The 23,462-nt window shown below is 65.3% G+C and carries 20 protein-coding genes, 1 tRNA gene and 1 other RNA gene; 5 read left to right on the top strand and 17 right to left on the bottom strand.

The annotated features are described in order from the left end of the window. Nucleotides 1-3 precede the first annotated feature (3 nt). From IHE57_RS10525 to IHE57_RS10510, 4 genes are read right to left on the bottom strand one after another with little or no spacing between them, the layout of a single operon-like run. The gene (locus tag IHE57_RS10525; protein WP_209372972.1) at nucleotides 4-1,686 is read right to left on the bottom strand and encodes a dipeptide ABC transporter ATP-binding protein; all 1,683 of its coding nucleotides are present in this window, start codon (nucleotides 1,684-1,686) and stop codon (nucleotides 4-6) included. Continuing rightward, a complete protein-coding gene (locus IHE57_RS10520; RefSeq protein WP_209372970.1) occupies nucleotides 1,683-2,543 on the bottom strand; it encodes an ABC transporter permease in 861 nt (286 codons plus the stop codon). Before IHE57_RS10520 ends, IHE57_RS10525 begins: the two co-directional genes overlap by 4 nt. Continuing rightward, nucleotides 2,540-3,640 (bottom strand): ABC transporter permease, encoded by a 1,101-nt coding sequence (locus IHE57_RS10515; protein ID WP_209372969.1) that lies wholly within the window; start codon nucleotides 3,638-3,640, stop codon nucleotides 2,540-2,542. The genes IHE57_RS10520 and IHE57_RS10515 overlap by 4 nt, the downstream gene beginning before the upstream one ends. Next, a complete protein-coding gene (locus tag IHE57_RS10510) occupies nucleotides 3,637-5,346 on the bottom strand; it encodes a TIGR04028 family ABC transporter substrate-binding protein (protein ID WP_209372967.1) in 1,710 nt (569 codons plus the stop codon). Before IHE57_RS10510 ends, IHE57_RS10515 begins: the two co-directional genes overlap by 4 nt. A 399-nt stretch (nucleotides 5,347-5,745) precedes the next feature. On the opposite strand from IHE57_RS10510, the gene IHE57_RS10505 reads away from it, so the two are divergent. The 3 genes from IHE57_RS10505 to IHE57_RS10495 all read left to right on the top strand — a co-directional run bounded on the left by IHE57_RS10505 (nucleotide 5,746) and on the right by IHE57_RS10495 (nucleotide 9,961). Beyond that, nucleotides 5,746-6,414, top strand: coding sequence for a VOC family protein (locus tag IHE57_RS10505; RefSeq protein ID WP_209372965.1), 669 nt, complete (start codon nucleotides 5,746-5,748; stop codon nucleotides 6,412-6,414). A gap of 104 nt (nucleotides 6,415-6,518) precedes the next feature. Next, nucleotides 6,519-7,319 (top strand): DUF3152 domain-containing protein, encoded by an 801-nt coding sequence (locus IHE57_RS10500; RefSeq protein ID WP_366933929.1) that lies wholly within the window; start codon nucleotides 6,519-6,521, stop codon nucleotides 7,317-7,319. A gap of 95 nt (nucleotides 7,320-7,414) precedes the next feature. Beyond that, nucleotides 7,415-9,961: an ATP-dependent Clp protease ATP-binding subunit gene (locus IHE57_RS10495; protein WP_209372963.1), complete on the top strand. Its 2,547-nt coding sequence runs from the start codon at nucleotides 7,415-7,417 to the stop codon at nucleotides 9,959-9,961. A gap of 89 nt (nucleotides 9,962-10,050) precedes the next feature. Here the strand turns inward: IHE57_RS10495 and IHE57_RS10490 are convergent, their stop codons facing one another. The 3 genes from IHE57_RS10490 to IHE57_RS10480 all read right to left on the bottom strand — a co-directional run bounded on the left by IHE57_RS10490 (nucleotide 10,051) and on the right by IHE57_RS10480 (nucleotide 12,036). Next, nucleotides 10,051-10,866: a YidC/Oxa1 family membrane protein insertase gene (locus tag IHE57_RS10490; RefSeq protein ID WP_209372961.1), complete on the bottom strand. Its 816-nt coding sequence runs from the start codon at nucleotides 10,864-10,866 to the stop codon at nucleotides 10,051-10,053. 174 nt (nucleotides 10,867-11,040) lie between these two features. Next, nucleotides 11,041-11,346 carry a hypothetical protein gene (locus tag IHE57_RS10485; RefSeq protein ID WP_209325558.1) on the bottom strand — a complete coding sequence of 102 codons (306 nt, stop codon included), beginning with the start codon at nucleotides 11,344-11,346 and terminating at the stop codon, nucleotides 11,041-11,043. Nucleotides 11,347-11,397: 51 nt separating this feature from the next. Continuing rightward, nucleotides 11,398-12,036 carry an endonuclease gene (locus IHE57_RS10480; protein ID WP_209372959.1) on the bottom strand — a complete coding sequence of 213 codons (639 nt, stop codon included), beginning with the start codon at nucleotides 12,034-12,036 and terminating at the stop codon, nucleotides 11,398-11,400. Between the two features lie 180 nt (nucleotides 12,037-12,216). Between IHE57_RS10480 and IHE57_RS10475 the strand changes: the two genes are divergently transcribed. Continuing rightward, nucleotides 12,217-13,245: an iron-siderophore ABC transporter substrate-binding protein gene (locus IHE57_RS10475; protein ID WP_209372956.1), complete on the top strand. Its 1,029-nt coding sequence runs from the start codon at nucleotides 12,217-12,219 to the stop codon at nucleotides 13,243-13,245. Between the two features lie 5 nt (nucleotides 13,246-13,250). Here IHE57_RS10475 and IHE57_RS10470 read toward each other — a convergent pair whose 3' ends face one another. The 4 genes from IHE57_RS10470 to IHE57_RS10455 form a co-directional block, all read right to left on the bottom strand. After that, nucleotides 13,251-14,597, bottom strand: coding sequence for a L,D-transpeptidase (locus IHE57_RS10470; protein WP_253720171.1), 1,347 nt, complete (start codon nucleotides 14,595-14,597; stop codon nucleotides 13,251-13,253). 178 nt (nucleotides 14,598-14,775) lie between these two features. Beyond that, nucleotides 14,776-14,871: signal recognition particle sRNA small type (ffs, locus tag IHE57_RS10465), an RNA gene on the bottom strand. A 48-nt stretch (nucleotides 14,872-14,919) separates the two neighbouring features. Continuing rightward, a complete protein-coding gene (locus tag IHE57_RS10460; RefSeq protein ID WP_253720169.1) occupies nucleotides 14,920-15,921 on the bottom strand; it encodes an RNA polymerase sigma factor in 1,002 nt (333 codons plus the stop codon). Then, on the bottom strand, nucleotides 15,882-16,313 hold the full coding sequence (locus tag IHE57_RS10455) for a YciI family protein (protein ID WP_209372954.1): 432 nt from the start codon (nucleotides 16,311-16,313) through the stop codon (nucleotides 15,882-15,884). Before IHE57_RS10455 ends, IHE57_RS10460 begins: the two co-directional genes overlap by 40 nt. A gap of 191 nt (nucleotides 16,314-16,504) precedes the next feature. Here IHE57_RS10455 and IHE57_RS10450 point away from each other — a divergent pair. Beyond that, nucleotides 16,505-16,589 (top strand) — tRNA-Ser (locus IHE57_RS10450). Between the two features lie 93 nt (nucleotides 16,590-16,682). Here IHE57_RS10450 and IHE57_RS10445 read toward each other — a convergent pair. From IHE57_RS10445 to IHE57_RS10420, 6 genes are all read right to left on the bottom strand, one after another. Further along, the gene (locus tag IHE57_RS10445; RefSeq protein WP_209372952.1) at nucleotides 16,683-17,489 is read right to left on the bottom strand and encodes an Fpg/Nei family DNA glycosylase; all 807 of its coding nucleotides are present in this window, start codon (nucleotides 17,487-17,489) and stop codon (nucleotides 16,683-16,685) included. Between the two features lie 251 nt (nucleotides 17,490-17,740). Beyond that, nucleotides 17,741-18,787 carry an ABC transporter ATP-binding protein gene (locus tag IHE57_RS10440; RefSeq protein ID WP_209372950.1) on the bottom strand — a complete coding sequence of 349 codons (1,047 nt, stop codon included), beginning with the start codon at nucleotides 18,785-18,787 and terminating at the stop codon, nucleotides 17,741-17,743. Next, nucleotides 18,768-19,769 (bottom strand): ABC transporter ATP-binding protein, encoded by a 1,002-nt coding sequence (locus IHE57_RS10435; RefSeq protein WP_209372948.1) that lies wholly within the window; start codon nucleotides 19,767-19,769, stop codon nucleotides 18,768-18,770. The genes IHE57_RS10440 and IHE57_RS10435 overlap by 20 nt, the downstream gene beginning before the upstream one ends. 5 nt (nucleotides 19,770-19,774) lie before the next feature. Continuing rightward, nucleotides 19,775-20,686 carry an ABC transporter permease gene (locus IHE57_RS10430; RefSeq protein WP_209325547.1) on the bottom strand — a complete coding sequence of 304 codons (912 nt, stop codon included), beginning with the start codon at nucleotides 20,684-20,686 and terminating at the stop codon, nucleotides 19,775-19,777. Beyond that, a complete protein-coding gene (locus tag IHE57_RS10425; protein WP_209372946.1) occupies nucleotides 20,683-21,687 on the bottom strand; it encodes an ABC transporter permease in 1,005 nt (334 codons plus the stop codon). Before IHE57_RS10425 ends, IHE57_RS10430 begins: the two co-directional genes overlap by 4 nt. Nucleotides 21,688-21,690: 3 nt before the next feature. Next, nucleotides 21,691-23,106, bottom strand: coding sequence for an ABC transporter substrate-binding protein (locus IHE57_RS10420; RefSeq protein WP_209325545.1), 1,416 nt, complete (start codon nucleotides 23,104-23,106; stop codon nucleotides 21,691-21,693). Nucleotides 23,107-23,462 lie beyond the last annotated feature (356 nt).

The raw sequence follows: 23,462 nt of genomic DNA, 5'->3' as shown, positions 1-23,462 counted from the left end.
GTCTCAGCTTTCTGCCGCTGCGGTCAGGGCGAGTGCGGGGTGGGGGTCGGCGTGGCCGGAGAATGCCACTGGGTTCGGGATCGCATCGAGCAGTGCCCGAGTGACATCAGTGCTCGGGTGTGCGAAGACCTCCTCGGTCGCGCCGCTTTCGACGAGACGCCCGCGCGACATCACGGACACCGTATCAGCGATCTGCCGCACCACGGCCAGGTCGTGGGTGATGAAGACATAGGTCAGTCCCAGTTCCCGCTGCAGCCGGTCGAGGAGAGTCAGTATCTGCGCCTGCACCGTGACGTCGAGGGCCGAGACGGCCTCGTCGAAGACGACGAGTTCGGGTTCGGCGATGAGGGCTCGGGCGATCGCCACTCGCTGCAGCTGGCCGCCGGAGAGTTCGGCCGGGCGCCGGTCGAGGAACTCCGCCGGCAGCGCCACCCTCTCCAGGGTCTCGGTGACCAGACTGTCTCGTGTGGCGCGGGTGCCGATGCCGAAGTTGCGCAGAGGCTCGGTCAGGGTCGCCCGGATCGAGTGCTTGGGATCGAGTGCCGAATACGGGTTCTGGTGTACGAGCTGGACGGTGCGCCGGAACTCCCGGATCCGGGCCCGTCCGCGCACCCCGCGTCCGGAGCGGCCGAACTCGGCGGCGTCGAAGTCTCCGATGCGCACACGGCCCGACTGCGGTGCGAGGAATCCGGCCAGGGCCTTGCCCGTCGTGGTCTTGCCCGAACCGGATTCGCCGACGATGCCGTGCGTAGTGCCGCGGTCGAGGGTGAAGCTCACGTCCTCGACGCCGATGACCTGATCGCCGGAGCGGTCGAAGACCTGGGTCAGCGAGTCGACGGAGACGAATGGGCGCATGGGGAACGCGGCCGCCTCGGGGAGGGAGGGGCGGGCCTTCGTCTGCAGGGCGGGGGCGTCGGCGAGCAGGCGGGAGGTGTACTCGGTCTCCGGGCGGGAGAAGATGCGACCGGCCTCCCCGGACTCGACGACCGTCCCGGCCTGCATGACCAGGACATCGTCGGCGCGTTCCCCGGCGACGGCGAGATCGTGGGTGATGAACAGGATGCCCATCCCGGTTTCGGCGCGCAGTTCGTCGAGGAGGTCGAGGACCTGTTTCTGCACGGTCACGTCCAGGGCCGAGGTCGGTTCGTCGGCGATGAGCAGGCGGGGGCGCAGGGCGATGGCCGCGGCGATGAGCACACGCTGCCGCATCCCGCCGGAGAGCTCGTGCGGGAACTGATCGGCTCGCTTCTCGGGCCGGTCGATGCCGACCCTGCCCAGCAGTTCGATGACCCTGTCCCGGGCCTCGGCACGATTCGTGCGACGGTGGATGCGCAGCGCCTCGGCCACGGACTTCCCCGTCGTCTGCAGCGGATTGAGCGAACTTCCGGGGTCCTGCGGGACGTATCCGATCTGAGCCCCGCGCACCCCGCGCCAGCCGACCGGTCCCATGCGGGTGAGGTCGAGGTCGCCGAGGCGGATCTGCCCGGCCGTGATCCGAGCCGAGGAGGGCAGGAGTCCGATGACCGCGTTCGCCGTCGTCGACTTCCCCGAGCCGGACTCGCCGACGACGGCGGTCATCGCACCGGAGTCGACGGTGAGGTCGAGGCCGCGCACGGCCGGGGAGCCGCCTCGGCGGGCGTAGTCGACGGTGAGGCCGTCGATGTGCAGCAGCGGAGATGCGGTCATGATGTCACCTTTCGCAGGGTGTTGCCGATCTGATGGGTGGCGAGCACGATGGCCATGACGACGAGGCCGGGCAGCACGGTCAGCCACCAGGCGGTGGCCACGAAGTTGCGGCCCTCGGCGATGATGAGACCCCATTCGGGCGTCGGCGGCGGAGTGCCGTAGCCGAGGAACCCGAGAGTGGAGATCTGGAGGATCGCGGATCCGATCTGCAGCACGGCCAGCGAGAGCACCGGCGAGATCGAATTCGGCAGGATGTGGCGGACGAGGACGGAGAAGAAGGTGCCGCCGGAGCCGTAGGCGGCGGCCACGTAGTCGCTCGTGCCGATCTGCACCGCCTGGGAGCGGGCGAGGCGGGCGAACTGGGCGATGGCTGTGACGCCGACGGCGATGGCCGCGTTGATCGTGCCGAAGCCGAGGACGACGACGATCGAGAGGCTGAGCAGGATCGCGGGGATCGAGAGCAGCACGTCGATGGAGCGCATGAGCACATCGTCGACGAGTCCGCGGCGGGTGCCGGCGATGAGACCGATCGCGGTGCCGATGAGGAGACCCACGCCCACGGCCACGAGTGCGGCGAGCAGGGACTGGGAGGCGCCGTAGACGACGCGGGTGAAGGCATCCCGACCGGTCTGGTCGGTGCCGAACCAGTGCTCGAGGCTGGGCGCCAGCAGGGCCGGGGTGTCGCCGCCGTCGTTCGGGTCGAAGTGGGTGAAGAGCCCGGGGAACAGGGCCCAGGCGATGGCGATGAGCAGGACGAGTGCAGAGACGGCGGTCGCCGAGGTGACCGCACTGCGGGCGGCACGGGTGCGCGCGCCGGCGGTGTCCTCCGCGCGGGTGAAGACATCGGTGAGGCTCATGGGTTCGTCGCTTTCGTCTCGGTGCTCGTCTCGGCAGCGGTGTCGTCAGTCCAGTCGAGGTCGACGCCGACGCTGGCGGCGGTCGCCGTCAGCGCGCTGCGGGTGCTTGCATCGCTGTTCTTCAGCCCCTTGCCGGAGGCCGTCGTGCGCTGAGTGCGCAGACGGACGTCGATGACGGGGTAGAGGAGGTCGACGGCGAGGTTGATGATGACGTAGCCGAAGGTGGCGATGACGACGACTGCCAGCAGGATCGGGTTGTCGCGGTGGGTCACGGCCTGGGCGGTGATCAGTCCGATGCCGTTGCGGCCGAACACCGTCTCTGTGACCACGGCACCGGCGACGAGCTCACCGAAGACCAGCCCGATGATCGTCAGCCCCGGCAGCACCGCGTTGCGGGCGACGGTGTGGACGAGCATCCACATCTCGGAGGCGCCCTTGGCTGTGGTCACCTTCACGAATCCGGAGGCCTGGACCTCGGTGATGGAGCGGATGAGCACTTGGGTGATCGGAGCCGACAGCGGCACCGCCACGGTCAGCGTCGGCAGCACGAGCGCCTCGGCGGGACCGGGGGAGACCACGGAGACGAAGCCGAACTGGAAGGAGAAGACCTGGATGAGCAGGATCCCGAGCCAGAACACGGGGACGGAGATGAACAGGCTGGGCACCGAGTCGAGGGCCCGTCGGACCCAGGCGAAGGGGCCGGTGGCCGGACCATAGGTGGCGGCGACCGCGATGGCGACGGCGAGGACGAGTGCGGTGAGGAAACCGGAGACCGCCAGCACCGCCGTCGAGGGCAGGGCCGCGGCGATGATCGTCGACACGGCGGCACCGGTCTGGACCGAGTACCCGAAGTCGCCGGTGAGGAAGCCGGTGAGGCTGAGCAGATAGCGGCTGAACCAGGACTCGTCGGCTCCCGTGGCCTCGCGGATCTGGGTGATCTGCTCGGAGGAGAGACCCAGCGCCGGGTCGGCGAAGCGGGCGGTGAGCCCGTCGCCGGGGATGAGGCTGAGCAGGACGAAGGCTGCGGTGAAGGCCAGCAGCAGGACGAGGACGGCCTGGCCGAGGCGCAGGAGCAGATAGCGTGTGTCGAGGATCATCTCTCTCCTGTCAGCCAGGTGCTGTAGAAGTCGGGGCGCCCCACCGGTTCTGTGGCGAAGCCGTGGACGCGGCGGCGGAACGCGAAGACCTGGGGCTCTTCGAAGAACGGCAGGACATAGGCCTGCTCGACGAGGTAGTCCTGGACCGCCTCGGCGGCCTGCTGCCGTTTCCCGGGGTCGGGCTCCGCGGCGAGAGCGTCGAGGAGCTCGTCGATGCGCGGGTCGATCGAACCGTCGTCGGCGTCGGAGCGGTCTGGTCCGTTGAGGAAGACGTCACGGTTGGCCGACGAGTAGTTCGAGCGCAGGTTGTCGAAGTCTGCACGGGCGACCATCGAATGGTAGATCTGCACGGTGTCGAGTTCGAGGGCGTCGAGCGTCTGCTTCGACTGGTCTCCGGGGTTGATCGACAGATGCACGCCGACGCGGCGCAGCTGCTGTTGGATGAGCGTCTGGACCTCGTTCGACCGCGGCTGCGGCAGGGCGATATTCACGGCCAGGGCCAGCGTCTGCCCGTCCTTGACGCGGTAGCCGGCGGTGTTGCGTTCGGTCCATCCCGCCTGATCGAGGAGGCGGTCGGCCCTGTCGGGATCGTGGACCCAGGAGCCCGACTGGTCCGTGTAGCCCATTGCGCCCTCGGCCAGCAGTCCGGTGGCCAGCGGATAGTTGGGGGTGAAGAGCTTGTCGACGATCTCCTGCCGGTCGATGGCGGCGATGAGCGCTCGCCGGACGGAGACGTCGGCCAGGAGAGCGTGCCGGAATCGGAAGTTGATGCTGTTGTTGATCCCGTTCGTCGCCTTCGCGTAGAGGCGGAGCCCATGCTCGCTCACCCGTGATTCATCGGGTGCCTGGACGTCGCGCACACCGTCGGCCTGTCCGGACAGCACGGCCCCGATGCGCACCGAGTACTCGTTGTTGGTCAGGTAGTCGATGCCGTCGAGGTGGGCCCGCCCCTGGTGTGCCAGGTGCGGGGGAGCCCAGTCGTAGTCCTCGCGGGCCCTGACCGAGAGCTTCTGGCCGATGGTCTCGTCGGTGATGTGGAAGGGCCCGCAGGTGTGGATCCGGGTGGCCCCGCCGGGCCCGAATCCCTCGGCATCGAGTGCGAGGGTGGAGTCGGCGAGCAGCCCCGCGTTCATCGTCGAGGTCGCCTGGGCGAACCCGGGAGAGGGGGCCGAGAAGTGGAAGCGCACGCGACGATCGTCGAGGACCTCGCTGCGTTCGTAGTTCGAGATCTGTTCGGACACGGGGAGCGTGCGCGCCTCGTCGCCGCGGCCGAAGAGGTCGAAGTTCCTCGCCACATTGGCAGGCGTCAGCGGTGTTCCGTCCGAATAGGTCACTCCGTCGCGGATGGTGAAGGTGTAGGTCGTCGCGTCGGCACTGATCTCCGGCAGATCCGTGGCCAGCCACGGGTGCAGCTCCAGAGTCTCCGGATCCTGCCACAGCAGCCTCGCGGAGATGTTGTTCATGATTCCGCCGTTGGGGTAGAAGCCGACCGACGGCGGATAGAGAAGCGTCCAGGTCTGAGGCTCGAAGTAGGTGAGCACCCCGCCTCGGACGGGGTGTCCGGAGGCCGACGTGCCGGTGTCGCGCGGTGTGCAGGCGCTGAGGGTGATGAGGGTGCCGAAACCCAGTCCGAGGCTGAGGATCGATCGCCGGTCGAGGTCGTGTCCGGCGACGCGCGCCGAGGCGGTGGGACGGAGGTCGGTCATGGAGAGAGGTCCTTTGGGCCGAAGTGAGGTAACTGCGAACTGAGGCGAAGATAGTTCAACAATAATGAGCGCAGGTCGTTGCCGAGGGACGGAGGCAGGGGGGGGCGGCTTGCGCGGGGCCCGGGGGTGAACTGCATGGTTCGAGTAAAGCGCATCGGCGCAATCTCAGTCAATTCGGGGGCTTCACATTGAGACATGTTGAACGCTTCCGTCTTCGGCCGGCAGGCCGGCGAGGGCTACGGGAATCGTCATATGTGTTGAGCAATAATGTGTTCCGGGTGGCGAATTTCCCACCCAGGAGCAGAATCGCATCGCCCGCGGAACCCCGGGCATTGCCCTCGACGTCCGGGCGGGGGAGACTGATGGCCTACACGCTCGTTTGAAAGGTCCAGGTGGATCATGGACGCTCTGAACACCGTTCCCGCTGAACTCGACCATCTCGTCATCACGGTGCCCGACCTCGACGCAGGTGTCGCCGCCGTCGAGGAGGCCACGGGCGTTCGCGCCGTCCCCGGAGGTGCGCACCCCGATCGGGGGACCGCGAACTGCCTCCTCGGGCTCGCCCCGACCGGCTGGGCAGACGGCGCCCGCACCTATCTGGAGATCCTCGGCCCCGACCCGCAGCAGGATCCGCCTGCGGACGGGAGGCTGCCGCTCGACGCGCATCTGGCCGCGGGGCTCACTCTGCAGACGTGGGCGATCCATCCGCCGGCCTTCCTCGCGAAGATCGCGGCCGCGAACACGGCGGGCATCGACTTCGGGGAGGTTGCGGAGATGGCGCGCGACACCGCGGAGGGCGAGCGGCTCGAATGGCGGCTGACCACGCGGTCGCCGCTGCCGCAGCAAGGTGTGCAGCCCTTCCTCATCGACTGGGGAGAGTCCGCCCACCCCGCCGAGGCGGCGCTGCCGGCCCTGGAGCTGACCGAGTTCTCGATCGAGACCCCCGAGGCCGAGGCGACCCGTCAAGTGCTCGAGGTGCTCGGCGCCGGCGATACCCGCGTGGTCGAGGGCCCCGAACCTCGGCTGCACGCCAGACTGCACGGCCCGGGCGGTGTCCTCGAGTTCTGAAGTCCTCGAGAGGCGGACTCGGCGTCGAGACGCGGCGCGTACACGCGCGCCTCGGCGCTTGACCGGTTTTCGACGAATCTGTGCCGGTGGCTAGACTCAAAGGCGTGCCCAGTCGAACCCGCCCCGCCTCCCGTCCGCGTCTCCGGGCCCTGACATCCCTTGCCGCGGCCGCCCTGCTCATCGGGTTGAGCGCCTGTGCTCCCGAGTCCGGCCAGCAGACCCGGCCGAGCCCGCAGGAGCCCGAGACCATCGGGGCCTCCGCGAGCCCGACGGAGCAGCCGAACGGGTCGCGCGAGGCCGGCGAGCCGTCCGACTCGGGCGAGCCCACCGAGTCAGCAGACGCCGACGACGCGGGAGCCGGCGGTCTGACAGAAGACGATATCGACGCCGGCGGCAGCGGGAACTGGAAGCGCCCCTCCGAGGAGACCGGACCCAACAGGGAGGAGGGGAAGACCTTCAAGGTCGCCGTGCGCGTCGAGGACAACCTGCCCATCGACGTCGACCGGGCCGGTGAGTTCATCATCGACACCCTCCAGGACGAACGGGGCTGGCAGGACATCGACGACGTCTCCATCGAACTCGTCGACTCCGGGCAGGACACGATGATCTCCATCGCCAGCCCCGACACCGTCGACGAGGTGTGCCTGCCGCTGCGCACCCTCGGCAAGCTCTCGTGCCGCAACGGCCCCGACGTCATCCTCAACGCCAAGCGGTGGGTCGCAGCCACCGAGGAATTCGACGACATCGTCCAATACCGGCAGTATCTGATCAATCACGAAGTCGGCCACGCCCTGGGCCACGGGCATGAATCCTGCCCCGGTGATGGCCGGACCGCGCCGCTCATGCAGCAGCAGACCAAGGGGCTGCAGGGCTGCGAACCCAACGGCTGGCCCTCGCAGGGCTGAGAAGATGGGCGGGATCACTCGCCTCCGGGAATAACTGCGCGCCCCCTCCTGTTGATTGAGTCGTATACGCTCAACTTTGAAAGAGGAGGTCAGCTTTGGCCGCATTCTACGGATCCGCAGGCTCGGGCGGCGACTCGTTCGACGAGTTCCTCGCTCGTTTCCTCCAGGGTCAGAACGGAGCGCGCAGAGGCCGTTCCGTCGACATCAACCGGCTGCTGAGCAAGCGCAGCCACGAAGTCATCGAGGCGGCGGCGGAATTCGCCGGTCGCCACGGGCAGTCCGAGGTCGACGCCCTCCACATCCTGCGCGTGATGGTCGATTCCGAACCCGGAATCTCGGCCGTTCGCCAGGCGGGGGCCGATCCCGAAGCCATCGCCCACGGCATCGAAGAGCGCCTTCCGGCGGCCACCGACATCGAGGCGGATTCCTCGCCCTCGCTCACCGGTTCCGCCCAGCGCGCCCTGCTCGACGCCTATCAGGTCGCACGCGCCTTCGGTTCGACCTACATCGACCCGGAGCACATCTTCTTCGCCTTCGTGCTCAATCAGGAGATGCCCGCCGGACGCATCCTCGCGCAGGCCGGGGTGACCCAGTCATCCCTGCAGGCCGGGGCGGAGGCCGCCGAGGCCGGAATGCAGCCCGGACAGGCCGCCGAAGGAGAAGACGCCCAGGAGTCCGTGCTCGAGAAGTACGGCACCGATCTCACGGCGCTGGCCGCGGATGGCCGTCTCGACCCGGTCATCGGCCGTGCCGAAGAGGTCGAGCAGACGATCGAGATCCTCGCGCGCCGGACGAAGAACAACCCCGTCCTCCTCGGCGAGGCGGGAGTCGGCAAGACAGCGATCGCCGAAGGTCTGGCCCAGGCCATCCACTCCGGTGACGTGCCCAAGCAGCTGCACGGCAAGCGCATCATCGCCCTCGATCTGCCCGGCATGCTCGCCGGAACCCGCTACCGCGGAGACTTCGAGGAGCGGCTGACCGGGGCGCTGAACGAGATCGCCGAGGACGGAGACATGATCGTCTTCGTCGACGAGCTCCACACCCTCGTCGGAGCCGGCGGCAACGGCGAGTCGAATTCGATGGATGCCGGCAACATCCTCAAGCCCCGTCTGGCCCGCGGCGATCTGCACATGATCGGCGCCACCACGCTCAAGGAATACCGCACCATCGAGAAGGACTCGGCACTCGAACGCCGATTCCAGCCGGTGACTGTCGGTGAGCCGAGCGTGGAGGACGCCGTGACGATCCTCGAGGGACTCAAGGACCGCTACGCCGAATTCCACGAGGTGACCTACACCGACGAGGCGGTGCGGGCGGCGGTCGAACTGTCGAACCGCTACATCACCGACCGGTTCCTGCCGGACAAGGCCATCGACCTCATCGACCAGGCCGGTGCGCGGATGTCGCTGGCACGCGGACCCGCCGTCGACGTCGAAGCGCTCAAGCGCAGCCTCTCCGAGCTCGAGGCCGAGAAGAAATCGGCGATCGAGGCCGAGGACTACGAACGCGCCGGACGCCTGCGCGATGAGACCAACGAGGTCACCGCGCGGATCGAGGCGGCCGAGAATCCGGACGCGGCAGCTTCGGCGACCGCTGCCTCCGAGGCGATCATCGGCGAGGAGGAGATCGCCCAGGTCGTCTCCCGGGCCACCGGCATCCCGGCGGCGCGGATGACGCAGAGCCAGAAGGCCCGTCTGGCGAACATGGAAGAGGTCCTCCACGACCGAGTGGTCGGGCAGGACGAAGCCGTGACCTCGGTCTCGCGCGCCATCCGCCGCAGTCAGACGGGGATGAGCGATCCCGATCGGCCGATCGGCAGCTTCCTCTTCCTGGGCCCGACCGGTGTCGGCAAGACGGAGCTGGCCAAGGCGCTGGCGCAGACCCTGTTCGACGACGAAACCGCGATGATCCGGTTCGACATGAGCGAGTTCGGCGAACGCCACACGGTCTCACGTCTCGTCGGTGCCCCTCCCGGCTATGTGGGCTACGATGAGGCCGGCCAGCTGACCGAGCAGGTCCGTCGGCGTCCGTATTCGGTCATCCTCCTCGACGAGGTCGAGAAGGCGCACCCGGATGCGTTCAACCTGCTGCTGCAGGTCCTCGACGACGGCCGCCTCACCGACGGTCAGGGCAGGACGGTCGACTTCCGCAACACCGTCATCATCATGACCTCCAACCTCGGCTCGGAGTTCATGTCCGGCAACCCCCTGGGCTTCAACTCCGGTCTCGCACAGGACACGGAGAAGGATCTCAAGGCCAAGGTCATGGGACGGCTCAAGGAGTTCATGCGGCCCGAGTTCCTCAACCGCATCGACGACACCGTCATGTTCTCGCGGCTCGAGCGTGAGCAGCTGCGGTCCATCGTGGAGCAGCAGCTGGCGGCCAGCCGCAAGCGAGTGGAAGCGCAGGGCATCTCTCTCGATGTCTCAGCCGATGCCCTCGACTGGCTTGCCGAGAAGGGCTACGAGCCCGAATTCGGTGCCCGTCCGCTGCGCCGGGTGATCCAGCGCGAGCTCGATGACCGGATCGCGGACCTCCTCGTCACCGAGGCGGTCGACGAGGGCGGACGCATCCGCGCCGCCGTCTCCGACGGAGAACTGACGGTCGAGGCCGAGGTCCGACCGCAGATCCTCGCAGTCTGAGGCCGGAGGCGGACCTCAGGGCGTCTGCCGCTGCCAGGGCCCGGGCCGAAGGAACCGTTCCTTCGACCCGGGCCTTCCGCATGCCTGGCTCAGTCGGTCACCCGGGTGCTCTCGTCCGGCTGAGGATCGTTCGCGCCGAGGACACGGTTCAGCACCAGCCGCTCGGCGAGCGTCCATGTGGTCGTCGTCGCCAGGTAGACGGCGGCGGCCAAGGGCACGAAGAGCGCGAAGACAGCGGTGAGGAAAGGCATGAAGCTCAAGGTCTTCATCACGCCGGAGAGGTCCGGCATCTGAGGAGCGTCCGATCCGCCTCTGGCCTGGGCCGGTGCAGCGGGAGTCTCCGGAGCCGCGGGTGTGAGCAGGTGGCGGGAGAATCCGGCGACGACGGCGATGAGCACGACGAGGACGAGGTAGACGGTGGTCGCCGTGGCGGTCAGATCTCCTGCGCCGAGCAGCCTGACGAAGCTCGTGTCCAGTCGCAGACCGAAGAGCGTGTGTCCGAGCAGCTCATTGGCGTGGCCGCCGATCGTGGAGTTGATGAACAGTCCGTAGACGGCCATGAGCACGGGCATCTGCGCCAGAACCGGCAGGCATCCGGCGAAGGGGGAGGTGTTCTCCTCCTTGTACAGCTCCATGAGCTTCTGCTGCATGACTTCGGGCTGCTGCTTGTGCTTCGTCTGCAGCTCAGCGATCTTCGGTGCCAGTCGCTTGCGCGTGATGCCGGCTCTGACCTGCGAGACTCCGACGGGGATGAGCAGGGTCCGGACGAGGACGGTGAGCACGATGACGGCCAGGGCCGCGCTGTGGGCTCCGGCGAGGGGGTCGAGGAATGAAGTGAGCGTCGTGACCACTTCGTAGGCGGCTTCGACGAGCAGGCGGATGGGCAGGAATTCGTAGATGTTCATGAGGTCTGTGTCCTTGGGCAGGGCGCGCCTGAGCGCGGGTCGGTTGGGCCGATCGAGGCCATCACCGTGTCGATGCGAGAGGACACTTCGCGGGTGGGACGGAGGCGCAGTGGGGGAAACGGGTTCCCGCGCCGAGGTGCCGACCGTTCCGATCGGAAGGCGAAGAGGCTTCGTTCAGGCGATGGCGTGAACGACGCGCGAAGGTGCTCTGGCCAATGCGGTGCCGGGCGTGCCGGGCTCCTCGGGCATGCGGAACTCGCGCACGCCTCTGCGGACATCGGGCAGCGAGGGTGCGCGCGAAGCCAGCGACAGTACGCGCAGGAGCGCGATGCCAGCCCAGGACGCGATGGGCGTCAGAAGGGCGGCGCCGAGCAGTGCCAGGACGATGAGATGGGTCGGGGACTGGGGTACGACCGAGTCGAGGTCGGCAGAGAGCACGACGACGAACAGCTGCAGTGTCAGCCACAGGTTCGTCAGCATCTCATCCCCTCTCCGATCCGTCGATGCTAGCACGCGCGTCTGCGGACCCGCTCAGCTGTCGAGATCGTCCAGCAGGGCGGGATCGCGGGCGACCCGGACGAGGGCCGATGCCAGGTTGGCGAATTCGTCTTCGCCGACGAGCTCGGCGAGCGCCTGCGCCTCCTCGGGCAGTTCGGCGGCCTTCGCTCCCTTCCTGACGAGAGGGTCGACCAGGGGGCGCACCTGAGGCCACACCGCTTGCGCCTCGCGCAGGAAGATATCGGCTCCCGTCGGACCGATGCCGGTGAACTCCTGGAGCAGCGACGACAGGCGGGAAGAGTCTGCTTCGGCCTCATCTCTGAGTCGACGCAGATCGCCTGACCACCGGTCCATGAGCAGGGCTGCGGCTTCGTCGAGGCGCGTCGCCGTGCTCTCGTCATAGCGTCGATAGCCGCCGCGACCGAGGGCATCGACGCGCTGCTGCCAGGTGCTCTCCCGCAGGTGCTGCGGAGTCCTCCAGCCCGCAGAGAAGAGTTCGCGAGCAGTGGCGAGCGCGATTTCGGAGCTGATCCGGGTCGACAGCAGAAGTGTGAGGACGAGCAGCTGCCACAGCGGCGCCGGCTTGTCACGGAGAGTGATCGAAGCCTCTGCGGCGAAAGTGCGACCGTGCTTGTCGACGAGGAGCCGGGCACGATCTCGCTGTGTGCTCATAGCACCGATCGTAGCTGCGTCCGTCCCGGAAGCGTCAAGACCCTTCTCGTTCCGAACGCATCAGACCGGCGAGTGACGTACCTCACGTCCACTTCGAACTCGGGCTGAGCTTAAGTTAGGCTGACCTACGTTGATGCCGCGGGGCCGATGCGGCTCCCACCCCTTGTCGAAAGGACAGAAATGCCAGTTCCTCACAGCCGCCGGGCCGTCCTCGCTGGAGCCATCGTCGCACTCTCCCTCACCGCCGCCGGCTGCGAGCAGGGCTCCGAGGACTCCGGCAGCGCAGGGTCCGCGGGTTTCGAGACCGTGACGATCAAGCACGCTCTCGGCGAAGCCGTCATCGAATCGGAACCCGAACGCGTCGTCACCCTGGGCCAGGGGTCGACCGAGACCGCGATCGCTCTGGGCAAGACCCCGGTGGGCATGGAGGAATACGCCTGGGGCAGCGACGACACCGGATACATGCCGTGGATCTACGAGGCGGTGAAGGACAGGGGCGACAAGCTGCCTGAACAGTTCCAGGGGGATACGGAGCTCGACGTCGAGGCCGTCGCCGCACTCGAACCCGATGTCATCCTCGCCCCCTGGTCCGGTGTGACCGCCGAGCAGTACAAGCAGCTCGATGCCATCGCCCCGACCGTGGCCTATCCCGAGCAGCCGTGGACGATCGAGTGGGACGACCAGATCACCACGATCGGCAAGGCCCTGGGTCACGAGAAGGAATCCGAGGGGCTCGTCAAGGACATCAGGAAGCAGCTTTCGGACGCCAAGCGGGAAGAGTACAAGGGCCTGACGTTCTCGTTCGTCTACAACTCCGGCCCGGGCACCCTGGGCGTCTTCTACCCCACCGAACAGCGCGTCGCGATGGTCTCGGCTCTCGGCCTGACCCCCGATCCGGTCATCGACGAACTGAAGAAGGAGTATGACGAGCCGGGAACGGACTCCGCACTCATCGGACTGGAGAACGCCGACAAGCTCAACGACTCCGACCTCCTCTTCACCTTCTACTCCGATGAGAAGAATCGGAAGGAAGTCGAGTCCCAGGGGCTGTACGCGAACATCCCCGCGGTCAAGGCCGGTGCCGTCGTGGCGCCGAAGGACCATGCCTTCGTCACCGGTTCCTCGATCATCAACCCGCTCACGGTTCCGTGGACGCTCGAGCGGTATGTGCCGATGATCGACAAGGCCGTGGAGAAGCTCGACAAGTAAGACGGTCAGTCGAGGGCGCTGAGCTCCTGCCAGTCGTCCCAGCTGTAGACCCAGTCGGAGATGTCGCTGTCCTGCGTCGACAGGCTCACCTGCGACCCGGTGATCTCGACCGGGTCGCCGAAGATCGCGGAATCGAAGTATTCCTTCGCCCGCGCCGTCGTGAGGTTGACGCAGCCGTGGGAGACGTTCTGGGAGCCCTGAACACCCGCCGACCACGGGGCGGCGTGGATGAATTCGCCGTTGTTGTGGATGCGCACGGCCCACTGCACATCGGTCTCGTAGTCCCACTGTTCGGAGGTCATCGTGTATTCGGCGGCCTTCGACATCACGACATGGGTGCCGTTGTAGGACGGTGACTTCGGTGCTCCGAGCGAGGCCGGGAAGTCCATGACCTCCTTCCCATCGCGAGTGACGACCATGCGGTGGGTCTTCACGTCGGCTTCGACGACCTGTTTGCGTCCGATCTCGAAGTCGAGTGTGAGATCGTTCCGTCCCACGCTGTGCTCACCCGTGGGGACGTTCTTCAGCGGCACATCGACGGAGACCTTCGAATGCGCCGGCCAGAACTCCTTCGGTCGGAAGTGCAGACGGGACTGCGGGTTGTCGTAGAGCCAGCCCCAGGATCCCTTGACCTTGCGCTTCTTGCCGTCCTCGTCGGTGACCTCGACCGAGAGCCTGCGTTCGATGTCATCGCGGTACTCCTCGGACACCGTCGAGCCGAAGTTGAGGATGATCGGAGCCGCGACGCCCACGGTCTGGTCGTCGGCGAGGGTGGTTCGCACCGACATCGGTGAGGCGTCGGTGGCGCCGACGGTCACCTCGGCCGCAAGCTCGACCTCGTCGCCCTCGGAAGTGGTGGCCGTGGCGTGGACTTCGTAGCTGCTGTCGGCGACGAGGTCGTAGGTCGAGATCCATGCCGTGGATTCGTCCGGTGCTTCGAGCGCGTGGCCGCTCGCGTCGAAGAAGGTGCCGGGGTCGGCGGCGACTCGGGGGTGCTCGGTCTCGGTGACGGTGATGTCGTCGAGGGCGGCATTGTCGACGAAGACGCCGATGCGCTGCCCGGGGTCCAGTTCGAGTTCGTCACCGGATTCGACGACCTCGCCGAACCTGTCGCCCGAGGGGATGCCGGCGGCCGATGACGTCGGCTCGGCCGATGGGGTCGGCTCGGTGGACGAAGCGGTCTCGGCGGCTTCGTCGGTGATCGTCCCGACGCGGAAGACCGGTTCGGCGTCTGCCTCGGCGGTCTTGGCGTCATTGCGAGTCGCATCGGGGTCGGAACTCGACGGCGTGCACGCCGTGAGCAGGGCCAGCGCCGAAAGGGCGGCGACGGCCCCGTGGATCTTCGTGGACAACAGGGAACCTCGTTCGAGCACAGGGATGAGAACTGCGAATAATGGTAGTGAAGCGAAATCACGAAAGTGGTAACAGAAGCGTCTCCCAGTGCTGAAACAGGCGGACACAAGCCCATGATGGCGGAGCTGACCTGGGCCGACAGGGGATAAGGGGAGTTGTGGAATTGTGATCTCGGAGAAAGAGGACTCCCCGTGCACCCGCCAGAGCTCGCTTACCCTTGCTGCCTTCCGGCCCTGGGGGAGTTCACAAGATGACGCCACACGGGGAGCCAGAGGCCAGTCTAGTCGAGAGCTGCCCGCGGTCCAAAACGCTGAGAACAGATCAACTCAGGCGTCGGGCCTTGTCCTCGAGGACCTCGCGTTCGCGGTCGTTCGTCGCCAGCTTCGCCGCACGGTGGAATTCGGCGCGGGCCTCCCTGATCTCACCGAGGCGTGCCAGCAGCTCCCCGCGGACACTGGGAATGAGGTGGAAGCGGGACAGGGCGCCCGCCTCGGCGAGGGCATCGACTCTTTCCAGCCCGGCGGCCGGACCCCTGGCCTCAGCGATCGCGATCGCCTTGTTGAGGTCGGTGATCGCCGAGGGCTTGATGCGACTGAGGTCGCCGTAGAGGGTGACGATGCGTTCCCAGTCGGTGTCGTCGATCGTGCGGGCGGAGGCGTGCACCTCGGCGATCTGGGCTTGGATCGCGTATGTCCCGCGGGCCTCACGCAGGTCCAGCGACCGTTTCAGAGCAGCCCCACCGAGGCGGATGAGAGAGCGGTCCCACCGGCTCCGATCCTGGTCGGCGAGCAGGATAGGTGCACCTGTCGGATCGAGTCGGGCTGGGAATCGGGACGCGGTGAAGGCCATGAGCGCAACGAGTCCGTGCGTCTCGGATTCGCGGGGGAGCAGACCTGCCGTGATGCGGGTGAGGCGGAGGGCGTCGAAGGCGAGTTCGGGGCGCATCCAGTCCGAGCCGGATGTGGCGACATGGCCTTCGGAGAACATGAGATAAAGGGACCCGAGGACTCCTCCGAGTCGCTCGCTCCACTCGCTTGCAGATGGGAGTTCGAAGGGGATCTCGGCTGCCGCGAGCACCTTCTTCGCGCGGACGATGCGCTGCTGGACAGTGGGGACCTCTGGCCAGGACGTCAGCGCGTCGGCGAAGGCCTCCTGAGCGAAGTCCTCGGCGAGGGCGAAGTCGCCGACGTAGCGAGTCACGGTGGCGATGATCCTCGCCGCATCGATCCGCCATGTCCCCTCGACAGCCCGCCGCGCCGATGCCGCCGCGGCCGGGGCGGGGCTCAGCCGCGGCTGGTCTTCAGCTTGCCCTGGTTGATCCATTCCTGTTCCTTCTGGATCCACTCGTTGTCCTGAGGGAAGTCGTCGACGTCGTTGATCCGGCGGATCTCGAGCTGGGAACCGGGCCCGAGCGGTGCGCGTTTGGCCCACTCGATCGCCTCCTCCTGGGTCGAGACGTCGAGGATCCAGAAGCCGTTGAACAGCTCGCGCAGTTCGCCGTAGGGGCCGTCGGTGACGATGGGGTCCTCGTCGGAGAAATCGACGACCGACCCTTCCTCGGGCTCGGAGAGTCCTGCCCCGTCGGCGAGCACACCGGCGTTGACCATCGATTCGTTGTAGGCGCCCATGGCGGCGATGACTTCGTTGAAATCGGTTCTCGCGAAGTTCTCGACCGCCCGCTGGTCGACTGCGCGCATGATGAGCATGTACTTCATGATGACTCCTCGGTCATTCGTGATCGGCGGAAAGCCTCGGTCAAGGCCTTCTCATGCACTTCGTCGAACAAGGCTATGCGCAATCGACAGGCAGGTGAATGTTTCTCGAAGAACTATTCCGGAAGTGGGATGGTTCACACTCGACTGTCTTGATTTCGCATTGTCGTCATCACTCGGATAAGCTGTCTCGCGGAGGATTCGCCTAGTGGCCTATGGCGCTCGCCTGGAACGCGGGTTGGGTTAACGCCCTCAGGGGTTCGAATCCCCTATCCTCCGCCGCAGAGAGTCCGTGGCCTGCTTCGCGCAGGCCACGGACTCTCTTCTTCGTCTCCGGCATTTCGGGGTTCGGTTCCGGTCCGGGGGCTGCCGTCAGGCGGCCTGGCACACCGGGCACCAGAAAAGGTTCCGACCTGCGATCGTGTTCGTCAGGATCGGGCCGCCGCAGATCCAGCAGGGCTGGTTCTGCCGCCGGTAGACGTAGACCTCACCGCCGTGGTCGTCCTGCCGAGGAGGCCGCCCCATGGCCTCGGGTTCGTGCTCGGGACGGACGGTGTCGATGCGGCCGCGCTGTCGACCGATCTCCATGAGTTCGACGGTGTCCTGCCAGATCTCCTCGGCGCGTTCTGATCCCAGCGATCTGCCGGGCGTGAGCGGATCGATGCCGAGGCGGAACAGGACCTCCGCACGATAGATGTTGCCGGTGCCGGCGATGACCGATTGATCCATGAGCAGGGTCGCGATCGTCGATCGGGACCGCAGGACTCTGTCGATGAACTTCTGCGCATCGGCATCGGGGCGCAGCGGGTCGGGGCCGAGTCGCTCGATGACGGCGGTGACCTCGGCGGGGTCGAGCAGCGCGCAGGTGTTGGGACCGCGCAGATCAGCCGTGTTCTCAACATCGGTGAGCCGCCAGCGGACCTGTCCGACGACCTCGGGCCGCCCTTCCAGCAGCCGCATCGTGCCGTAGATGCCCAGGTGGATGTGGACCTGGGCTGCGGTCGAGGCGAAACCGACGAAGAGGTGCTTGCCCCAGGCTTCGGCGCTCTCGAGCACATCTCCGTCGAGCAGGCCGGCCCCGGTGAACCGTCCCTGCGGACTGGAGGAGGCGATGCGATGACCGGCGAAGGTGTCGACGAGGTCACGGGCCAATCGATGGATCACATGGCCTTCCGGCATACGCGCCCTTCCCCTCTCTGCCACTGGCATGATCTGCCTGATCTCCCAAACGCACAGGCCCTCTCCGGGCTAACGTCGTCAGTCGCGGCTGACTTCGGCCATGCGCGCCACAGTACCGCTCGTCTCATCCACTGACTGTTTCGCTCCACCAAGGTGGCATCTTACCGGCCGCAGAGGATGTCCATTGTCGAACCGGCGGCGAATGGGGTAAAGCTCAAGGGCTCGTTCGCGAAGTGGCCTGCCTTCCTGCTTCACCTCGCCGTTGTGACGGCATCCTGCTCCTCGCGAGGGGTGATTGTGCCAGAAGCGATCTCGTCTGCCCAGTGGCAGGCGACCTTCTGGCCGGAGCTGTGTTCGACCAGAGCAGGACGCTCGTCTGCACAGCGAGTGGGCTGCCGGAACGGGCAACGGGTATGGAATCGGCAGCCTGTCGGCGGATCGGCCGGTGAGGGCAGTTCACCAGACAGGAGCATCGGTTTCCGCTCATCCTCAGCCTTGGGGTCCGGCAAAGGAACAGCGGACAGCAGAGCCTTGGTATAAGGGTGCATCGGATGCTCATAAAGCTGCTCGGCGGGGGCCTGTTCGACGATCACGCCGAGATACATGACGGCGATCTCATCGGACACGTGCCGGACCACAGCGAGGTCATGAGCGATGACGATGTAGGTCAGCCCCAGTCTCTCCTGCAGTTCGCGCAGAAGATTGATGACCTGGGCTTGGATGGACACGTCCAAAGCCGATACCGGTTCATCGGCGATCACCAGTTCGGGTTCGAGTGCCACTGCTCGAGCGATACCGAGACGCTGTCGTTGGCCTCCCGAGAATTCATGAGGGTACCGATTCGCGGCACTGTGGGGCAGGCCGACCAGATCAAGCAGCTCGGCGACCTTAGTTTTCGGATCGAAGTCGAGCCGGTGTGCCTTCATCGGCTCGGTCAGCAGCGTCTCCACGCTCTGGCGCGGGTTCAGCGACGACAGCGGATCTTGGAATATCATCTGCATCCGGCGGCGCAGCCGCCGGAGCCGCTCGCCATAGATCTGCGAGATATCGGAGCCGTCGAAGCTGATCGTGCCTTCGGTCGGCTTGATGAGCTTCAGAAGAGCCTTGCCGAGTGTGCTCTTGCCACAGCCGGACTCTCCCACGATTCCGAGAGTCGTTCCGCTCTTGACCGTGAGATCGACGCCGTCGACGGCCTTCACGGCTCCGACTTGCCGTCGAATGAGACTGCCCGCCTTGATCGGGAAATGGACTTTCAGCCCGCTCACTTCGAGCACAACCTCATCGGTCTCGCTTGTCATCTTCGTCTCCTTTCAGTGGGTTGAAGCAGCGAAGCATCCGGTCCTCGTAGGGCTCCAGGTGTGGAGTCGCTTCCAGACACTGATCGATGGCGTGAGGGCACCGCGGCTGGAACGCGCAGCCGTCGGTCCAGGGGATCGTGTCGGTGGGGGATCCTTCGATCGGGCGCAGAGGCTCATCCTGTGGGGAATCCAGACGAGGAACCGATTGGAGAAGCCCCCCTGTGTAGGGGTGTCGGGGGGTTGTGAACAGCTGATATCTGCGCGCAGATTCCACGATCCGTCCCGAATACATGACATGGACGCGATCACAGAGACCTGCAATCACTCCGAGGTCGTGGGTGATCATGATCAATGACGTACCGGTGTCTGCGACAAGCTCTTTGAGCTCATTGAGGATCTGGGCCTGGATAGTGACATCGAGCGCCGTGGTCGGTTCGTCAGCGATGAGCAGCCGGGGCTCACAGGCCAAAGCGATTGCGATGAGCACGCGTTGTCGAATTCCACCCGAGAGCTGGTGGGGATACTCGCGCAACCGTCTTCTCGGATCGGGGATCCCGACGCGGTCAAGCATCTCGGCTGAGCGGTTCGCCGCCTCTTTCGACGATACTCTGTGATGTCGTCTGATCACCTCGCTGATCTGAGTGCCGATTGTGACAACGGGATTGAGAGAGCTCATCGGGTCTTGAAATACCATGGCGATCTCACTTCCGCGGATCTGATTGAGCTGTCTTCTGCTCATGGACAGCAGATCCTGCTCTCGGTATGTCGCGCTTCCTTCGACGGTCGTTCCGCGCTCGGGCAGGAGCCCCATGAGAGCCATCGCCGTCACGCTCTTTCCGCTTCCCGACTCGCCGACGATTCCGACGTGTTCGCCTTCAGCAATGGTGAAAGAAACTTCACTCACCGCTTCGACAGGATCACGTCCGCGGCGACTGAAGGTGACGGACAGGCCATCGACGCTCAGCAGCTGCTTCTCGTTCATCAGCGTCACCTTCTCTGTTTGGGATCGAGGGCTTCACGCAGCGATTCGCCGAGCAGAGTGAAGCCCAGCGCGGTAATCGCAATGCAGATGCCCGGATAGAATGCGAGCCACGGAGCGATTTCAAAGCGATCTTGGGCACTGACGATCATTCGCCCCCATTCGGCTACGGCGGGGTCTCCTTCGCCCAAACCGAGATATGACAGAGCTGCCACCTCAATGATGGCCGTCGCGAGATTGAGCGTGGCCTGGACGATGGTGGGCCCCAGGGAGTTCGGCAGAACATGCCCCATGACGATCGTGCGTCTGCGCAGACCGAGAGCATCGGCGGCCAGCACATAGTCTGCGTTCTTCTGACCGAGCATCGAACCGCGGAGCAGGCGCGCGAAGATCGGGACTTGGCCCACGCCGATGGCGATCATCAGTGCAGCTGAGCTCTTCCCCAGGATGGCCGCGATGCTGATCGCCAGCAGCAGACTGGGAATCGAGAGCATGATGTCGACGATTCGCATGACGATCATATCCACCCAACCGCCGAAAGCTCCGGCCAAAGTGCCGAGAGCGGCTCCGGCGAGAAGCCCGATAGCAGTGGCGACCACACCGATGATCAGTGACTGGCGTGCTCCGAAGATGAGCTGGGTCAGCATGTCCGAGCCCCATCGATCGATGCCTAACGGGTGCCCGGGGCCGTGCCCCTGGACCCAGTAGGGTGTCGACAGCTGCGTCCATTCGGTGCTGGCAGGTTCATACGGGGCCAGCACAGGCGCGAACGTGGCCACGATGAGGAAGACGACGACGATGAGAGCACCTGCGATTGCCATGGGGCTGCGGGAGAGACGCCGAAACGCTCCGCGCCACAGGCTGTCTCCGTGCGAACGCTGTGCGCGTGCGCGTGGCCCGTTGATGGTTCCCTCGGTCATGATTCACGCACCCTCGGATCGATGAGGCCATAGGACAAGTCGACGATCAGTGTGATGAGAGCGTAGATGAGCGCGATGAGCAGAATGAATCCCTGCAGAACCGGGTAGTCGCGGTCTCTGATGGCCTGATAGAGATATTGCCCGACGCCGTCGAGAGCGAACACCGTCTCAGTGAGCACAGCTCCGGAGAACAGCAGTCCCAACTGCAGACCCAGTGTCGTCACTACGGGCAGCAGCGCATTGCGCATGACGTGCCGCACTGTGATCGTCGTGCTGCGAAGGCCCTTTGCTCGGGCAGTGCGCACATAGTCTTCGTTGATGACCTCAGCCACTGCGCCGCGAGTCTGGCGGACGACGACCGCCAAGGGGATCGTCCCCAGTGCGAGGCCTGGCAGGACCAGGTGTTTGAAAGCATCGAAAGCAGCAGCGAACTGACCATTGATGATTCCGTCGAAAATATAGAAACCAGTGGTGTGCGCAGCATCTAGACGGGCGTCCTGCCGTCCCACACTGTCGAAGAACTCGAGCTCTATGGAGAAGACATATTTCAGCAGCAGGGCCAGGAAGAATACGGGAACGACGCTGCCGAGCAGCGACAGGGTGACGATTCCACCATCGACATTCGTGCCGGAGCGTTTTCCAGCCAAGTAGCCGAGAGGAATACCGACTACGACAGCGAACAGGAGAGCCACTACGGACAGTTCCACAGTGGCCGGGAGCTTATCGAAGAATGCCGATAGGACCGGTTCGTGCTTTTTGATGGATTCGCCGAAATCTCCGTGGAAGAGAGCAGACAGATACATGCCGTACTGCTGGATCAAAGGCTCATCGAAGCCATACGTATCGTTGATCCGCTCGATGGCTTCCGGCGTCGCCCGATCCCCCAACAGGGCCCGCGCCGGATCTCCCGGCAACGCCCTGACCCAAGCGAACAGGAGGACGGAGAGCCCGAACAGCGTCGGGATGAGCTGAGTCAGTCTGACGACGATGAATCTCAGCACGGCTCACCTCTCCTCGACAGTCACTGTGTCCCAGGTCTCGTCTTCGACTGGACTGGGCACATAACCGGAGACGCCCGGTGCGAGAGCGAGCACAGGAACGCCGCTTCCCAGCGGCACCCCTGGCAGGCGGTCCATGATCATCTCATTGGCCTTCCGATATGCCGACCGTTGTTTCTCCGGAGTCGGGAGGCCGCGTGCCTCAGCCAGCTGGTCGAACACCTTCCGGTCTTTGAATCCGAACTCAGGTGTGGTGGCGCTGAACTTGGCGCCGAGGAAGCTGTCGGCGTCGTTGTATTCGCCGGTCCACCCGAGCAAGTGGATGTCGTGATCTTCGCCGCCGTGGATCTTCGACAGGTAGACGGTCCACTGGTCGGCGACCGGACGGACAGTGATCCCCACACGCTGCAGGTCATTGCGAATCTGATTGAATGAGTCCTGCGGGCTGGGCAGGTAGGGGCGACTGACGTCCGACGGATAGTTGAAATCGAGAGTGAGATTCTCCTGCCCTGCTTCTTTCAGCAGCTGCCGCGCCTTGTCGGGGTCGTAGTCGTATTCGGTGACCTCATCGCTGTAGCCGTTGGTGGTCGAGGGCACGAACTCATCAGCGACTTCGGAACCGGGCGTCATCGTGCTCTTCATCAGCTGCTCGCGATCGATCGCATGGGCGATAGCTTGTCGTACTCTGATGTCGTCGAGCGGTGGACTGGCCTGATTCATTCCCAGGTATTGGATGTTGTACGGAGGTCTGTGGATCAGATCGAAGCCCTCGTTCTTCAGACCCGGGATGTCGCCTGGGGCCACGAGGTCGAAAGCGTCGATATCTCCTGTGCGGAGGGCGTCCGCACGCGCCTGCGGATCCTCAATTGTCTTGATCGTCACTTTCGGCGTCTTGGGCGGCCCTGCCCAGTAGTCGTCGAAGCCGATGAGATCGACGGATGTGCCGCGGTTCCAGGATTTGAAACGATATGGTCCGGTTCCCGTGGGATGTGCGGTGGCGTATTCAGTTGCCGTCGGGTCATCGCCGGGCTCCGTTCGGCCCCACTTCTTCAACGCTGTAGGGCTCTGCATCGAGAACGCGGGTATGGCCATCGCGTTGACGAACGAGGCGAACGGCTCTTTGAGCCTGATTGTCACCGTGTTCTCATCGGAAGGGCTGCAGGAGTCATAGATGCTGTCTTCGCCGAAACCTTTGAACAGCGTGGACCAATGATAAGTGACGTCTGCGCTCTGGGCCATGCCTTTCGGCTGGTTGTTCCAATGTTCGAAGTTCCAGCACACAGCTCTTGCGTCGAAATCGGTTCCGTCGTGGAACTTCACTCCGTCGCGCAGAACGAACTCGAATTTCTTGCCGTCTTCGGAGGAGGTCCAGTCTGTGGCCAGAAGCGGTGCTGGTCCGGGTCCGCACGGTTCCGCTTCCACGAGCCCTTCGAAGATCTGATGGGCGACGCGAAACGAATCGCTGTCTGAAGCGTGGAGCGGGTTGAGAGTCGTCGGGCTTGCTGAAGCTCCGAACACGAACGTGTCCGCGCCACCCGCAGAGTGGGCAGAGTCTGCGCGATCAGCGAGGGTTCGGCATTCCTGCTGAACGTCGATCTCGGGCTGTCCGGAATTCTCCGGTGGAGTCGAGGTCCCACAACCACTCAGCACGAGAGTGAGCATGAGGACGAAGGCTGCCGAAAGGTTGCGCCCTGAGGCTACCCTCGAATAGTGGACACCCAAGTTAGCGGGATTCCCAGTCCTGCTGGAAGGATGTTCAATATGTCAGATCAGAAGCG

Origin of the sequence: Brevibacterium renqingii, assembly GCF_017808105.1 — a bacterium.
In the GTDB taxonomy this organism is placed as follows: domain Bacteria; phylum Actinomycetota; class Actinomycetes; order Actinomycetales; family Brevibacteriaceae; genus Brevibacterium; species Brevibacterium renqingii.
The sequence above is the reverse complement of the archived record's forward strand: the minus strand, read 5'-3'. Positions and strand labels throughout refer to the sequence as shown.